This is a genomic window from Dyella sp. 2RAB6 (assembly GCF_052115385.1).
In the GTDB taxonomy this organism is placed as follows: Bacteria; Pseudomonadota; Gammaproteobacteria; order Xanthomonadales; family Rhodanobacteraceae; genus Dyella_D.
Genome location: NZ_JBFRGP010000002.1, coordinates 261,500 through 276,854, shown reverse-complemented (window position 1 = coordinate 276,854; position 15,355 = coordinate 261,500). Strand labels below are relative to the sequence as shown.

The 15,355-nt window shown below is 66.5% G+C and carries 14 protein-coding genes; 12 read left to right on the top strand and 2 right to left on the bottom strand.

Translation table 11 applies throughout. From position 1 onward, the window contains the following. A complete protein-coding gene (locus AB4083_RS05135; RefSeq protein WP_441606678.1) occupies positions 1 to 2,145 on the top strand; it encodes a hypothetical protein in 2,145 nt (714 codons plus the stop codon). Then, positions 2,138 to 4,126, top strand: a complete 1,989-nt coding sequence (locus AB4083_RS05130; RefSeq protein WP_441606677.1) for a preprotein translocase subunit SecA — start codon at positions 2,138 to 2,140, stop codon at positions 4,124 to 4,126. Before AB4083_RS05135 ends, AB4083_RS05130 begins: the two co-directional genes overlap by 8 nt. Positions 4,127 to 4,206: 80 nt before the next feature. Here the strand turns inward: AB4083_RS05130 and AB4083_RS05125 are convergent, their stop codons facing one another. Further along, positions 4,207 to 5,148, bottom strand: coding sequence for a LysR family transcriptional regulator (locus AB4083_RS05125; protein WP_441606676.1), 942 nt, complete (start codon positions 5,146 to 5,148; stop codon positions 4,207 to 4,209). Positions 5,149 to 5,241: 93 nt separating this feature from the next. On the opposite strand from AB4083_RS05125, the gene mdcA reads away from it, so the two are divergent. The 10 genes from mdcA to AB4083_RS05075 all read left to right on the top strand — a co-directional run bounded on the left by mdcA (position 5,242) and on the right by AB4083_RS05075 (position 13,009). Continuing rightward, complete coding sequence (gene mdcA, locus AB4083_RS05120; RefSeq protein ID WP_441606675.1) at positions 5,242 to 6,894, top strand: malonate decarboxylase subunit alpha; 1,653 nt, start codon at positions 5,242 to 5,244, stop codon at positions 6,892 to 6,894. Continuing rightward, entirely contained in the window at positions 6,894 to 7,760 is an 867-nt protein-coding gene (locus AB4083_RS05115; RefSeq protein WP_441606674.1) for a triphosphoribosyl-dephospho-CoA synthase, read from the top strand. Before mdcA ends, AB4083_RS05115 begins: the two co-directional genes overlap by 1 nt. A gap of 11 nt (positions 7,761 to 7,771) precedes the next feature. After that, a complete protein-coding gene (locus AB4083_RS05110; protein ID WP_441606673.1) occupies positions 7,772 to 8,074 on the top strand; it encodes a malonate decarboxylase subunit delta in 303 nt (100 codons plus the stop codon). Positions 8,075 to 8,078: 4 nt separating this feature from the next. Next, a complete protein-coding gene (locus AB4083_RS05105) occupies positions 8,079 to 8,930 on the top strand; it encodes a biotin-independent malonate decarboxylase subunit beta (RefSeq protein ID WP_441606672.1) in 852 nt (283 codons plus the stop codon). Continuing rightward, positions 8,927 to 9,736, top strand: coding sequence for a biotin-independent malonate decarboxylase subunit gamma (gene mdcE / locus AB4083_RS05100; protein ID WP_441606671.1), 810 nt, complete (start codon positions 8,927 to 8,929; stop codon positions 9,734 to 9,736). The genes AB4083_RS05105 and mdcE overlap by 4 nt, the downstream gene beginning before the upstream one ends. A 46-nt stretch (positions 9,737 to 9,782) precedes the next feature. After that, positions 9,783 to 10,181 (top strand): malonate transporter subunit MadL, encoded by a 399-nt coding sequence (gene madL, locus AB4083_RS05095; protein WP_441606670.1) that lies wholly within the window; start codon positions 9,783 to 9,785, stop codon positions 10,179 to 10,181. 10 nt (positions 10,182 to 10,191) lie between these two features. Further along, complete coding sequence (madM, locus tag AB4083_RS05090; RefSeq protein ID WP_441606669.1) at positions 10,192 to 10,956, top strand: malonate transporter subunit MadM; 765 nt, start codon at positions 10,192 to 10,194, stop codon at positions 10,954 to 10,956. A gap of 4 nt (positions 10,957 to 10,960) precedes the next feature. Further along, positions 10,961 to 11,632, top strand: a complete 672-nt coding sequence (locus tag AB4083_RS05085; RefSeq protein WP_441606668.1) for a malonate decarboxylase holo-ACP synthase — start codon at positions 10,961 to 10,963, stop codon at positions 11,630 to 11,632. Then, positions 11,629 to 12,555: a malonate decarboxylase subunit epsilon gene (mdcH, locus tag AB4083_RS05080; protein ID WP_441606667.1), complete on the top strand. Its 927-nt coding sequence runs from the start codon at positions 11,629 to 11,631 to the stop codon at positions 12,553 to 12,555. The genes AB4083_RS05085 and mdcH overlap by 4 nt, the downstream gene beginning before the upstream one ends. Positions 12,556 to 12,646: 91 nt before the next feature. Next, complete coding sequence (locus AB4083_RS05075; RefSeq protein WP_441606666.1) at positions 12,647 to 13,009, top strand: DoxX family protein; 363 nt, start codon at positions 12,647 to 12,649, stop codon at positions 13,007 to 13,009. Between the two features lie 109 nt (positions 13,010 to 13,118). Here AB4083_RS05075 and AB4083_RS05070 read toward each other — a convergent pair whose 3' ends face one another. After that, the gene (locus AB4083_RS05070) at positions 13,119 to 14,864 is read right to left on the bottom strand and encodes a M4 family metallopeptidase (RefSeq protein WP_441606665.1); all 1,746 of its coding nucleotides are present in this window, start codon (positions 14,862 to 14,864) and stop codon (positions 13,119 to 13,121) included. Positions 14,865 to 15,355: the final 491 nt, after the last annotated feature.

Below are 15,355 nucleotides of genomic sequence, written 5' to 3'. Positions count from 1 at the left end.
ATGGCGCGCAGTCCATTCAGCCCCTCCTGGCATAGCGTGGCGCAGTTGCGGCCGCGGCTGATGCCGTATGCCACCGTGCAGCGCGTGGTGTTTCGCGGGCGGCCCTGGTACGTGGTGCAGGACCAGACCGGCGGACGCGTCTATCGCCTGTCCACCGCGGCGTATGCGTTGATCGCCGGCATGGACGGGCGGCAGACGGTGCAGGCACTGTGGGAGCGCGCCAACACGTCCGAATCGCGCGATGCCTGCACGCAACCGGAAGTGGTCGATCTGCTGGTGCAGCTGCATGGCGCGGATCTGCTGCAGACCGACGTGGCGCCGGATTCCGCCGATGCACTGGACCGGCACAAGCGCAAGCGCACCGAAACCGTGCGGCAGTGGCTGACCAACCCGATGAGCGTGAAGCTGCCGCTGCTCAATCCCGACCGCTTCCTTACCCGCCTGTCGCCTTACACCTCGTGGTGCTTCGGCCCGATCGGCGCGCTGCTGTGGCTGGCGGTGATGCTGCCGGCGATGGTGCTGGCGGCGCAGCATTGGGGCGAGCTGACGCATAACCTGTCCGATCGCGTGCTGTCCTCCAGCAACCTGCTGGTGATGCTGGCGGTGTATCCAGTGGTGAAGCTGCTGCACGAATTGGGGCATGGCTTCGCGGTGAAGCGCTGGGGCGGCGCGGTGCGCGAGCTGGGCGTGATGTTCCTGATCTTCGCGCCGGTGCCGTATGTGGAGGCTTCGTCCTCTGCCGCGTTCCCGTCGAAGTATCGCCGTGCGCTGGTCGCGGCCGCCGGCATGCTGGTGGAGTTGTTCCTGGCGGCCTTGGCGCTGTACGTCTGGCTGGCGGCGGAACCCGGCGTGCTGCGCGCGGTGGCGTTCAACGTGATGGTGATCGGCGGCGTCTCCACCCTGCTGGTCAACGGCAACCCGCTGTTGCGCTACGACGGCTACTACATCCTGGCCGACCTGATCGAGATGCCCAACCTGGCCCAGCGCGGCACTGCGTGGTGGACCTGGCTGCTGGACCGCTATGCCTTCGGCTCCACCGATGCGGTGAAGCCGGACGAAACACCTTCGGAGCAGCGCTGGCTGTTCTTCTACGCGCCGCTGGCCTGGTTCTACCGCACCACGGTCACGCTCTCGGTGATCTTCCTGGTGGCGGGCAAGTACTTCATCGTCGGCGTGCTGATGGCGTGCTGGAGTGCGTACGGACTGCTGGTGGGACCGATCCGCAAGGGGCTGAAGCATCTGCGCAGCGCCGGTGCGTTGCATCGTGTGCGCACCCGCGCCTATCGCCGGACCGCCCTCGCGGTTAGCGTCGTGCTCGCCGTGCTGCTGTTCGTGCCGGTGCCGCTGCATACGCGCGCCGAGGGCGTGGTGTGGCTGCCGGACCGTTCCATGCTGCATGCCCAGGAGAACGGTTTCTTCCATACCTGGATGACGGCGCCGGAGCAGTCCGTGCGGCGCGACCAGCCGGTCTATCTGATGGACAACCCGCAGTTGCAGGCGGAGCTGGCGGTCGACCAGGCCAAGCTGGATGAAGCGCAGGCGCGCTATGACGCGGATGCATTCATCGATCCGGTGAAAGCCCAGGTCAGTGGCCGGCAGTTGGCCGAGGCACGCGAAGTGCTCGAACGCGCCGAGCTGCGCGCGGCACGCCTGATCGGCCATGCCGGCGGCGATGGCCGCCTGATCGCGGCGACGCCGCAGGACATGCCCGGCCATTACTACAAGAAGGGCGAGCTGCTCGGTTATGTGCTGACGCCGCGCGACCTGATGGTGCGGGTGGTGGTGCTTCAGGACGATATCGACCTGGTGCATCAGCGCCTGCATGGGGTGCAACTGCGCCTGGCCGATTCGCTGAGCGACATGCGCGAGTCCCATGTCGTGCGCAGCTTTCCCGGGGCGGTGGACGAGTTGCCCACGGCGGCTCTTGGGCTCAATGGTGGCGGCGCGATTCCCACCAATCCGAACGACAGCAATGGGCTGAAGACGCTGCAACGCGTATTCATCGTCGATGTCGCCCTGCCCGCCGGCACGGCGCCGCCGTTCGGCGAGCGCGTCCACGTGCGCTTCGATCACGGCAGCGAATCGCTGGCGCGGCAAGGTTTGCGGCGCCTGCGCCAGGTCTTCCTGGGGCATTTCGGTGTCTGACGTCCGCGCCCTGCTGGCGGATCGCGATCTGCGGCTGGGCGATGGGCCTTATCTGGAGCGGCTGGATGCCAAGCGCTCGCGCTGGGAAGACCGCTTGCGCGCGATGCTGGACAGCCTGCCCCGCTTCGACCGGCGGCGCGTGCGCGACTTCCTCGCGGCCACTGCAGCGCGCGAAGAAGCCGCACGTGCCGCCACCGATCAAGTCGTGCGCGAGCGCTTGCGCGCGGTTGCCCATCGCATGCATCTCGAAGGCTTTACCGACGCGATCCTGCCGGATGCGTTCGCGCTGATCCGCGAAGCCTCCCGTCGCACCCTGGGGATGCGGCACCACGATGTGCAGTTGCTCGCCGGCCGTGCCTTGTTGCAGGGGCGCCTGGCGGAAATGTCCACCGGCGAAGGCAAGACCCTGGCCGCCACCCTCGCCGCCTGCGCCGCGGCGGCGACCGGCGCGGCGGTGCACGTGGTCACGGTGAACGACTACCTTGCCGAGCGCGATGCAGAGCACAACCGCGCGCTGTTCGATTTTCTCGGCATGAGTGCCGGTGTGGTGTTGCAGGACATGGCGGTGGCGGACCGGCGCAAGGCGTATGCCTGTGACATCGCGTATGTGTCGAACAAGGAACTGACCTTCGACTATCTGAAGGACTGCATTGCGCTGGGCGAGATCTCCGCCACCCAGCAGCGCTTGCGCGAGCTTGCCGGTGGTATGCGCGGCGAGCCGCCGATCCTGCGCGGGTTGCATTTCGCCATCATCGACGAGGCCGACAGCGTGCTCATCGATGAGGCCAGCACGCCGCTGATCATCTCCGAGACCTTGCCGGACGATCTCGATCCGGCGGTCTACACGCAGTCCGTCGAACTGGCCCATACGCTCGATGCCGGGACCGACTACATCAAGGGGCCGCGGCGGGATATCTGGCTGACCGAGGTGGGACGGCAACGCGTGCGCGAGCTGACTGCCTCGTTCGGCGGGCTGTGGCGCTCGCCGCTGTGGCGCGACGAGTTCGTGCAGAAGGCGCTGTCGGCCGTCCATTGTTTCACTCGCGACCAGGACTACATCCTGGCCGAGAACAAGGTGCAGATCGTCGACGAATCGACCGGTCGCGTGATGCCTGACCGTACCTGGGAGCGCGGCCTGCACCAGATGATCGAGTGCAAGGAAGGCTGCGAGATCACCGGGCAGCGGCGGACCCTGGCGCAAATCACCTACCAGCGCTTCTTCGGGCGTTATCTGTTGCTGAGCGGAATGACTGGCACCGCGCAGGAAGTCGCCACCGAGGTAAAGCAGACCTACGGCCTGCCAGTCACGCGCATCCCCACCCACAAGCCAAGCCGCCGCCAGCGCCTGGCCGACCGCGTCTGCGCCGACAGCCCGCAGCGATGGAAAGAGGTGGCGCGGCGCGCGATCGAACTGGCGAAGAACGGCCGCGCCGTGCTGGTGGGTACGCGTTCGGTCGAGGCTTCGGAAATATTAGGGCGTCTGTTCGAGCAAGAAGGCGTCGAACACATCGTGCTCAATGCCAGGCAGGACAAGGGCGAGGCGGAGATCGTCGGCGACGCCGGACAGCCCGGGCGGATTACCGTTGCCACCAACATGGCTGGCCGTGGCACCGACATCAAGCTCACCAAGGACGTCGAGGCCGGCGGTGGCCTGCACGTGATCCTTACCGAGTTTCACGAGTCGGCACGGGTAGACCGGCAGCTCTTCGGCCGCAGTGCGCGCCAGGGCGACCCTGGCACCACCGAAGCCATCATCAGCGTGGAAGACGATCTGTTCCAACGCTTCGCACCGGCGGCCAGCCGCCGCGTCATGGCCTGGTTGATACGCGATATGCAGCACAGCGACCGCTGGTTCCGGCGCTGGGTGACCTACGTGCAGGACCGGGCCGAGCGGCATTATCGGAAGCAGCGGGTGGAGACGACGCGGAGGGATGCGGAATGGGTGCGGGCGCTCGGCTTTGTAGGAAAGACAAGAAAGTAATCCCCTCAAGCTTCGAATGCGCATGACATAGCTGGAAGCTGGGGACAGCTTTTATTGAATGGCAGGCAAGCCGACGAGGGTTATGCACCCCCGAGCGCGGCCAGGCGCCGGCATTCTTCCGCCAAGGTGACCAAGTATGGATCGCCCTCGCGCTTGCGCGGCAGCAGCAAGGTGATGGTCTGCTGCGAGGTATACGGCGGCACCAGCGGAATCAGCCGTACGCGCGGATTGAAGGACTCCATCCGGCCCGGCAGCAGGCTATAGCCGACGCCGCCGCTGATCAGGTTGGTCAGCGAGAAGATGTCACCTACACGCATTGCCACTTGCGGTTCATAGCCCGCGCGTCGAAACGCCTGCTGGAAGCTCGCGGCGGTGGCGAAGTCGTCTTCCAGGCAGACAAACTTCTCGTTGCGCACCTCGGCCAGATCGAGCGAATTCCGTCGCGCATAAGGTGAATCGGCGGGCACGGCGAAGAAGATGCTGTCCTCGAACAAAGGCACGGCCAGCAACTGGTCGTCGTCCACCGGCTGGCTGAGCGCAATCACGATGGCATCCAGCCGCCCTTCGCGCAGTTGCTCCAGCAACAACCGGTTGGAGCCAAGTGTCAGATCGATATCCAACGCCGAGTTGCGCAACTTCATGCGCACCAGCAGCGGCGGCATCGTGCGGGTGGTGAGTGAATAGAGCGAACCGACCTTCAGGCGCGGCGCCGACAATCCGGCAATCTCCCGCACACGCCGCACTCCCTCCTCCGCTTCATGCAACGCCCGCTGTGCATGCTCCGCCAACGCATAGGCCGTCTGCAGTGGTATCAATTTGCGACCGTCGAGCTTGAACAGCGGGCACCCCACCGCCTGTTCCAGCGAGTGCAACGCGCGATGCACGCTGACCACGCTGTAGGAAAGCCGCTCCGACACCTTGGGCATATTGCCCAGCTGCATGAAGGCCAGGAACACCTCGAGCTTCTTCAGGGTGAAGCCATCGTCGATGGCCATGCCAAGCTCCCAGCCATCGGCAATCATTAGCCTCAAGCTAATGAAATTACGCTTAGCTTGATTGAAGCGCAACCGGGCGCCACCTAAAGTCGCCCTCGCCTTTTCCGCCAGAGCCACCCGATGACGGCCCCCTCCGCAGCCCCGACACGCTGGACCACCCGCCGTACCGAGAAGCAGCGCCGCCTCGCCGCCGTGAGCGACCTGGCCGATGGCAACCAGTTGCCCACCGCGCGATTGACCGAGGCGCTGGAACGACTGATCAGCCCGGGGGACCGCGTGGTGCTGGAGGGCAATAACCAGAAGCAGGCGGATTTCCTTTCGCGCGCGCTGGCCCAGGTCGATCCGGCGAAGTTGCACGACCTGCACATGATCATCCCCAGCGTCAGCCGCGCCGAGCATCTGGACCTGTTCGAGCGCGGCATCGCGCGCAAGCTGGATTTCGCTTTCGCCGGCACGCAAAGCCTGCGCATCTCGCAATGCCTGGAAGACGGGTTGCTGGAGATCGGCGCGATCCACACCTATATCGAGCTGTACGCGCGGCTCTACGTGGATCTCTCGCCGAACGTGGTGCTGGTCGCCGCCTACAGCGCCGACCGCGAAGGCAATCTCTATACCGGCCCAAGCACCGAGGACACGCCGGCGCTGGTGGAAGCGGCGGCGTTCCGCGACGGCATCGTGATCGCCCAGGTCAACGAGATCGTCGACGAGCTGCCGCGTGTGGATATTCCCGGCTCCTGGGTGGATTTCGTGGTGCCGGCGGACAAGCCGTTCTTTATCGAACCCCTGTTCACCCGCGACCCGCGCCTGATCACGCCGATCCAGATCCTGATGGCGATGATGGCGATCCGCGGCGTCTACGAACGCCACCAGGTGCAGTCGCTGAACCATGGCATCGGTTTCAACACCGCGGCGATCGAATTGATCCTGCCCACCTACGGCGAACGCCTGGGCCTGAAAGGCAAGATCTGCCGGCACTGGGCGCTCAATCCGCACCCTACCCTGATCCCGGCGATCGAAAGCGGCTGGGTGGACAGCGTGCATTGCTTCGGCGGCGAGCTGGGCATGGAGGCCTATGTGGCGGCGCGGCCGGATGTGTTCTTCACCGGGCGCGACGGCTCCTTGCGCTCCAACCGGTTGCTGGCGCAGTTGGCGGGCCAGTACGCGGTTGACTTGTTTATCGGCTCCACCTTGCAGATGGATGGGTTGGGCAATTCGTCGACGGTGACGCGCGGCCGCCTGACCGGCTTCGGTGGCGCACCGAACATGGGCCACGACCCGCACGGCCGCCGCCATGCCACGCCGGCCTGGCTGGATCTGATCCAGGGCGACGATCCGCTCGAACGCGGCCGCAAGCTGGTAGTGCAGGTGGTGGAAACCTTCCAGGCGGGCGGGCGGCCCAGCGTGGTCGAGTCGCTGGATGCGGTGGCGGTGGGGCGCGATGCGGGCATGCCGTTGGCGCCGGTGATGATCTATGGCGACGACGTCACCCACGTGCTGACCGAGGAAGGCATTGCCTATCTGTACAAGGCCGAGTCGGTGGAACAGCGCAAGGCAATGATCGCCGCGGTATCCGGCGTGACGCCGATCGGACTGCAAAGCGATCCGCAGGCGCTGGCGCAGTTCCGCAGCGACGGGCTGGTCGCGCTGCCCGAGGATCTGGGCATCCATCCCGGCGAAGCGGATCGCTCGCTGCTCGCGGCGAAGAACATGGCGGAGCTGGTCGCCTGGTCCGACGGGCTTTATCAGCCGCCGGCGCGCTATCGGAGCTGGTGATGGAGATCGCCATCCGCTCATCGATAGCCGCAGCTTCGACGACGGAAGCGCAATTCACCGGCTGGCTGGCTGACCAGGTGACTGGCGCGCTGATCGACGAAGTGATGCTTGCGCCCAAACCGGGGCTGGTCGATCCGCGTCATCGCGGCGCGCACGGCGATATGCATTGGCAACTGCTGAGCCGCTCGGCGCATGCGTTGCGGCCGGGTTTTCAGGCGATGGCGCTTGCTGCGTATCGCCAACCCGCAAGCATCGACTTGCGCGAACGCATCGGTGTGCTGGGGCGCGCAGCCGAGGCCGCCATGCTCGCTGCAACCGGCGGCGTCAACACGCATCGCGGCGCAATCTGGGCACTGGGCCTGCTGAGCGTGGCCGCGGCGCAGGCACCCGACGATCTCGAACCCACGGCCATCGCCGCGCGCGCCGGCTTGCTCGCCCGCATGGCGGACCGCCACGCGCCGGAACTCACCGGCCACCCCGGCGAACGCGCCTGCCAACGCTACGGTGTCGGCGGCGCACGTGGACAAGCGCAAGCCGGCTTTCCGCATGTGATCCAGCATGGTTTGCCGGCGTTGCGGAACACGCGCGCGCAAGGCGGCACTGAACCTGCGGCACGCCTCGACGCACTGCTGGCGATCATGGCCACGCTCGATGACACCTGCGTGCTGTCGCGCGGCGGAACAGCCGCACTGCAAGCCATGCAAACCGGCGCGCGCCAAGCGTTCGCGCACGGCTGCGCCACGCTCGCCGGCCGCCGCGAACTGCGCCGCCTCGATCGCGAACTGCTCCATCGCCACGTCTCCCCCGGCGGTGCCGCCGACCTTCTTGCCGCCAGCCTGCTGCTGGACCGCATCTCCCGCTACTGAGAGGACTGTCCATGCAAACCCTCGCCTTTACCTTCCCTGCCGCTCCGCCGCCGCGTGGCCGGGCGCTGGCTGGCGTGGTCGCCTCCGGCGATCTCGAAGTGCTGCTCGAACCGGCCACCGACCGGCGGATCACCATCGAAGTCACCACGTCGGTCGAAGGCATGGAACGCACCTGGACCGCGCTGTTCGCGCGCCTGTTCGCCGAACCGACACGGCCGGCGGTGCGCCTGCAGATCAACGATTTCGGCGCCACGCCCGGCGTGGTGGGTCTGCGCATCGCGCAGGCGTTCGACGCGCTCGAACAGGAGGGCTGACCCGATGGAAGTGCAACGCCTGCTGGCCCGCAACAGCTTTACCGAACTCAACGCCCGCGCTCGCGCCCGCGCGCTGCTCGATCCGGGCAGCTTTCGCGAACTGATCGATCCGTTCGAGCGACTGGCTTCGCCGTGGCTGCCGCGGCAAGGCATCGTCACCCAGGCGGACGACGGCCTGGTGGTGGCGCGCGGCTTGCTCGATGGCACGTCGGCCGTCGTGCTCGCCATCGAAGGCGCGTTCCAGGGCGGCAGCATGGGCGAAGTCTCGGCCGCCAAGATCGCCGGCAGCCTGGAACTGGCGGCCGAGGACAACCGCCAAGGCATACCTACCCGCGCCGCGATCGTGTTCGAAACCGGTGGCGTGCGCCTGCAGGAAGCCAACCTCGGCCTGGCCGGCATCGCCGAGATCCAGGCCGCCATCGTCGACCTGCGCCGCTACCAACCGGTGGTTGGCATCGTCGCCGGGCCGGTCGGCTGCTATGGAGGCATGTCGATCGCCGCTGGCTTGTGCAGCTATCTGCTGGTCACCCGCGAAGCGCGTCTTGGCCTCAACGGCCCCGCCGTGATCGAACAGGAGGCCGGTGTCGCCGAGTTCGATGCGCGCGACCGCGCCACGATCTGGGGCCTGACCGGCGGCGAGCAGCGCTATCGCAGCGGGCTGGCCGATCGTTACGTGGAAGACGATGCGGCGGATATTCGCCAGGCCTTGCTGGCGTGCATGCGCGACGGGTGCCCGACGCATTGCCGCAGCGAACGCCACGAAGCCTTCCTGCCGCCGCTGTCGAAGATCGATGGCAGCCGCCCCGCGACACCCGCCGACGTCATCGCCGTGTTCGGCCAGGAGCTGCGCGCATGAACACCCCAGGTCAACGCGGCAACGCATGGTGGCAGGCCTTGACCGCCGGCGCCGAACCGCTCGCCACCTACGCGCCGTCATTGCGCGTCGCCGACGCACCGCTCGGCGATGACAGCGCACGCTATATCGCCGTTGTGCCCGATCCGCACAACCCGTTCCCCCGCGCCCGCCACGGCGAAACCGGCCTGATCGAAGGATGGTCGCTGGCGAAGGCCGTACGCGATGCCATCGAAGCCGACTGCGAACGCGAGCGGCAGCGCCCGATCGTCGCCGTGATCGACACACCGAGCCAGGCTTATGGCCGCAACGAAGAAGCCTACGGCATCCACCAGGCGCTGGCCGCCGCGGCAGATGCCTACGCCACGGCGCGCCTGCACGGCCACCCGATCGTCGCGCTGCTGGTCGGCAAGGCCATGTCCGGCGCCTTCCTCGCGCACGGCTATCAGGCCAACCGGTTGATCGCGCTGAACGACCCGCAGGTGATGGTGCATGCCATGGGCCGCGACGCAGCGGCGCGCATCACCTTGCGCAGCGTCGACGAACTGGACGCGCTCGCCGCCGATATTCCGCCGATGGCCTACGACATCCACAGCTATGCGTCGCTGGGCCTGTTATGGAAGTTGCTCGACGTCGCCGACTCCGGCGAGCCAGGCGCGGACGCCATCGCCAAGGTGGCAGGCGCATTGCGCGACGCCGTCGCCGATATCCGCAACGACGCCTCCACCGGCCTGGAAAGCCGCCTGCACGGCCCCTTGCGCAAGGCTTCGGCTGAGGTGCGTGCACGGCTGCGCGCGCAGTGGCGCTAGCGCCTCGTCTTCCACTCATGGCGCGCCGCGGCGCGTGGAGGTACATGTGATCGTCTACGGAACCACCCTGCTTGCCCTGTGTTATCTGATCGGCCTGCTGCTCGGCGAAGTGCTCGGACGGCTGATCGGCGTAGGCACCAATGTCGGCGGCGTCGGCATCGCCATGTTGCTGCTGATTGCCGCGCGCATCTATCTGCATCGCTGCGGTGCCCTCCCCAAGGAAACCGAGGCCGGTGTCGGCTATTGGGGCGCGATGTACATCCCCGTGGTGGTGGCGATGGCCGCACAGCAGGACGTGGTTGCCGCGCTGCGTGGCGGCCCGGTGGCAGTGCTGGCCGCACTGGGTGCCGTACTGGTGTGCGGCGGCTGTATCGCGCTGCTCACCCGCATGGGCCGCGACGACACCTCGCTGCCCGAAACCACCACCGAACAACGGCTCAGCTGAGGACGCGCCCATGATCGAGATGCTGGACAAGATGCTCAACAAGAACGGGCTCGTCGCGGCATTCGCGATGGTGGGATTGGTGATGTGGGCATCCGTGCTGCTGTCGCGCAAGCTTACCTTCGGGCGCGTGCACGGCTCGGCGATCGCGATTCTGATCGGTTTGCTGCTGGCCTATTGGGGCGGCACGCAGACCGGCGGCCGGCAGGGCCTGGCCGACCTGACGCAGTTCGCCGGCATCGGCCTGATGGGAGGCGCCATGTTGCGCGACTTCGCCATCGTCGCCACCGCCTTCGAGGTGCAGGTGGACGAGGCGCGCAAGGCGGGACTGATCGGCGTGGTCTCGCTGCTGCTGGGCACCTTGCTGCCGTTTATCGTGGGCGCCTCGATCGCGCATGCCATGGGTTATCGCGATGCGGTGAGCATGACCACCATCGGTGCCGGTGCGGTCACTTATATCGTCGGCCCGGTGACGGGTGCGGCGATCGGCGCCAGTTCGGACGTGATGGCCTTGAGCATCGCCACCGGGCTGGTCAAGGCGATCATCGTGATGATCTTCACTCCGGTGGCGGCGCGTGCGCTGGGCTTGTCCACGCCGCGCTCGGCGATGATCTTCGGCGGCTTGGCCGGCACCGTGAGCGGCGTGAGCGCGGGCTTGGCCGCGACCGACCGGCGGCTGGTTCCGTACGGTGCACTGATCGCCACGTTCCACACCGGCCTCGGCTGCCTGCTGGGACCATCGGTATTGTTCCTGGCGACCAAGGCCTTGGTGGAGTGACCAGATGATGGCCGTCGTGCGCCCATCGGTGGTGGTGGAACGCGAAGCGCCGCGCCCGCACGACTTGCTGTGGACTACCGGCGCGCTCGATGCATTGCGATCGCCTTCGCCCCTGCCCGGCTGGGTCGATGCGGCCTGGCTTTCAAGCGCACCGCTGGTGGTGCGCCGCGAACAGACATCACCGGGCCTGGTGCCGGTGGGGCTGCGCGGCATGCAGCGTCATCAGCGGCATGCGGCTTATCTGCCGACAAGCGCCATTACGCGACGCACACCGCCGGAAATCCTGGCCCGCACGCGCGCGTGGGAGCCCTGGGGCGATGCGGCCGGGCATGTCTGCCGGCGCGCCCTGCGCACGCTGGCCCCGCTGCTCGACGAACTGCCGTGGCCATGGGGTATCACCGGCGGCGCCGGCTTCGCCATAGCCACCGGCTTGCCGGTGCTGCGCGAGACCAGCGACCTCGATCTGCTGCTGCGCATTCCGCACGCGCCGGATCCGGCCATCCTGCAACGACTGTCGCGCCGTTTCGACGAGTTGCCATTGCGGGTGGATGTACAGATCGACATCGGCCACGGCGGCTTCGCGCTGGCCGAATGGCTGCGCGGTGGCCTGGTGATGCTGAAGACCCGGCACGGCCCGCGCCTGGTCGCCGATCCCTGGAGCGCAGCCGCGCCATGAGCGTGCTCTTCACCTTCCCCGGCCAAGGCGCGCAGCGACCCGGCATGCTGCATCGCCTGCCCGCTGCGCCAAGCGTGCGGGAAACGCTGGATCACGCCGCCGAGGTGCTCGGGCGCTCCAGCGACTCGCTCGACGACGAAACCAGCCTGCAATCGACCGAGGCCGTGCAGTTGTGCCTGCTGATCGCCGGCGTCGCCGCGGCACGCCTGCTCGCCACGATGGGCACGTTGCCAGGCATGGTGTGCGGCCTGTCAGTGGGAGCGTTTCCCGCGGCTGTCATCGCAGGCGTGCTGGACTTCACCGATGCGTTGCGCCTGGTGGCCCTGCGCGGACGCTTGATGGAGCAGGCCTACCCGCACGGCTATGGCATGACCGCTATCGAAGGCCTGATGCCGCCGACGCTGGAACCCTTGCTCGCGGAGCTGCGTGCGGATGGCCTGCCGGTGTATCTCGCCAATATCAACAGCGACACCCAGCTCGTCATTGCCGGCAGCGAGGAAGCCATGGCCATCGCCGCCGAACGAGCGCGCGAACGCGGCGCACGACGCAGCCGGCGCCTGTGCGTGGCCGTGCCTTCGCACTGCGCGCTGCTCGACGCGCCGGCCGAGACCTTCGCGCGCGCCTTCGAGGATCTGCCGCTGACACGGCCGCGCATCACCTATCTCAGCGGCAACCTGGCGCGCCCGCTGTTGCGCCCCGACGACATCGCCGCCGACCTCGCCCGCAATATGGCGCGCCCCGTGCTGTGGCTGGACAGCATGCGCGCGGCGTGGGAGCGCGGCGCACGGCTGGCCGTGGAAATGCCGCCGGGCAGCAGCTTGACCCGATTGGCGCAGAGCAGCTTCGACGGCACCGCTATCGCCGTCGACGGCAACCGCGTGGACAGTGTCGTTGCCGCCGTGGTCGCCGCCAACTCCAGGTGACCGGCCGCAGGCGCCGCGGATCGCAGCATTGAATTGCCGATGCACTACCGCATAATCGCGGCGCCTCGGCAGATCACTGGATTATCTACCCATGAATAAATTCACCCGGATCGCAAGCACCGGGCTGGCCTGGCTCCTCGCGGCAGGCTTTACTCTCGGCGCCTGGGGAAACCTGTTTATCTCGTCCAAGGCCACGGCCAGCTATGAGCGCTGGGGCTATCCCTCCTGGTTCCACTATCTGACTGCGGCGTGCGAACTGACCGCGACGATCCTGCTGCTGATCCCCGCCACGCGCCTCGTGGGCGCCACGATCGGCGCGGTGGTGATGGGGACGGCGGTCGTCACCATCATCGCCGCCGGTGAATCCCCGCATGCCATCCCGGCGGCGGTGGTGCTGACCGTGTCGATCATCGTATTCGTGCTGACCTACAGGTTGCGCCGCGCGCGCAGCTGAGCCGGACCGCGTATACGAAAAAGCCGGTGGGTGCATGGCACCCACCGGCCGCGCAACTCACTTCAGCGCATGATTCACCGCCACCAGTGCGGTGATCGCGTCATGCCCATCAGGGAGTCCAGGTCGCCTTCAGCGTCACGCCCGAGAAGGACGTATAGCCGCGGATCATTACGTAGTACGTACCGGTCGAGGGCGTGGTGAAGCTGCAGCTCTCGTTGTTGCCGGTCTTGTAGGGACGGCAGTTGTAGCTGGACGTGGTCGGCGCGGAGCCGAACTTCACGTACAGGTCGCCGTCGCCGCTGCCACCGGAGATCGCCACCTTCAGGTTTTTCGCACCGGCCGGGATCGCCACGGTGTAGGCAAGCTGCGCACCCGTGGCACCCGACAGGCCGGTGACCGGCACGCCGTTCTGCAGCGCGGTACCGCCACCGCCGCCACCCGAGCAGCTCACGCCCACGGCGGTGAACGCCGCGGTCACGTCCGCCTTGGTGTAGCCCTTGTCGACCGCCGCCTTCTCCACGCCGCAGGCACCGTCCTTGTAGTCCGAGGTCGCGGTCCAGTACACCGCATTGGCGCCTTCGAACACTTCGAACGCCTTGCGGGTATTCCAGCCGGTGGTCTTGGCCAGTACGCAGAACGCCTTGTTGTAGACGCCGCTGGAGTAGTGCACGTCCAGGCCGTCGTAATAGTCGGCGGCGTTGTCGATCGAGGAGCCATCCTGGGTCGGGTTGCACATGTAGCGCAACGCGCCGGTGCTGGACTTGAAGATCTCGGCACCGACCAGGAAGTCGTTGTTGCCGCTGCGGTCGAAGTACTCCGCCGCTTCGCCAGCCATGTCGGAGAAGGCCTCGTTCATGCCGCCGGACTGGCCGCTGTATTCCAGGTTGGAGTGCTGCTCGGTGAAGCCATGGCTGATTTCATGACCGGTCACGTCCAGCGACACCAGCGGATAGAACGTGGTCGCGCCATCGCCGAAGGTCATGGAGCTGCCGTCCCAGAACGCGTTCTCGTAGCTGCTGCCGTAGTGCACCTTCATCACCAGCACCTGGTTGAGCGGCGGAGCGCCGAACCAGCTCTGGTAGAGGTCATGCACCACGCCGCCGAAGTGGTGGGCGTCGTTGATCGGTGCATAGGCACCATTGATATCCGCCTCGTCACTGTTCGAACAGGTGAAGCTCCACAGCGTGCCCGCACCACTGGTGGCATGGTTCATGTTGTAGGTCTTCACGTTCGCATTCTGGAACGTGCAGCTGGTGCCCGACTGCGTCACGTCGAGGTACGGATACTCCGTGCCGTAGTGGTACATGCCGGTCTTGGCATTGCCGCCGGGACCGGTGGCATTGGCATTGGTCAGGCCTTCCCACTGCTTGATGACCTGCCCGGTATTGGCGTCGATGAGCGCCGTCGGCCGCGAGGCGTTCGGGCTGTCGACCACGTACGAGGTCAGATAGACCAGCCGCGCGCGGCCGCTCGCATCGGGATACACGTAGAGGTCGGCGCGCTCATTGCGCGGGGCGGTTGCCGTGGTCGGCAGGAAGCCCTTGGTGGCACGCAGCGCGGACAGCGCCTGCGTCGTGTTCAGGCGCGGGGTGACCGAGCCCAGATCGACCTGCACGTTCTGCAACACGGCGCCGTCGGCGGTGAGCGCATTGCCGGCCACGTCCTGCTCGACCGCGATGCTGCGCCCATACACCGGCACGCCCTTGTAGTACTGCTGCATGCGCACCATCTGCGTGCCGCGTACGGTCTTGGCCGCACCCTGCGCGACGAAGGTGTTGTCGGCACTCAGGCCCAGCTTCGCGGCGAGCTGATTGCTCGGCGTGACGCCCAGGCTTTGCGCCTGCAGTTTCTTCATATCTGCCGCATGCACACTGGTTACGCCGATCAGCCCCATCACGGCGAGCCACAGACATGCACGCTTTTGCCCCATCTTTGCACTATTCATTTGCGGTGTTCTCCAAAGGGTTATGAGAAACCACCGGGCAGCGCGAAACACTCCCCAAAACAGGAACGTTTGCTTGCGAATACGATTGTGAGAAGCAAACCCTCCCCATTCCTGCCTAGTGGAAAATAGGCAAGAACCTACGCCGCACCGGCGATGCGCTTCTGTGCAAAACGAGTTACTTGAGATGCCGTCGAGCCCCTATTCGACAGCGGGGGGACGCTATCACGCGGGCTGGTCAATGAAACGTGACAATCTGCGGTTTACGCAAAGAAGTGCGAACTTGGTTGTGAATCTTGCGGAGCAGCGAGAAAACCTGCTTTTTCGATTAGAGCGATCCAAATTCTTGCGCACGGCTGACGCTGGCCAAGCCTTCGACGGGCATCGCGCGATATCAACAAGCT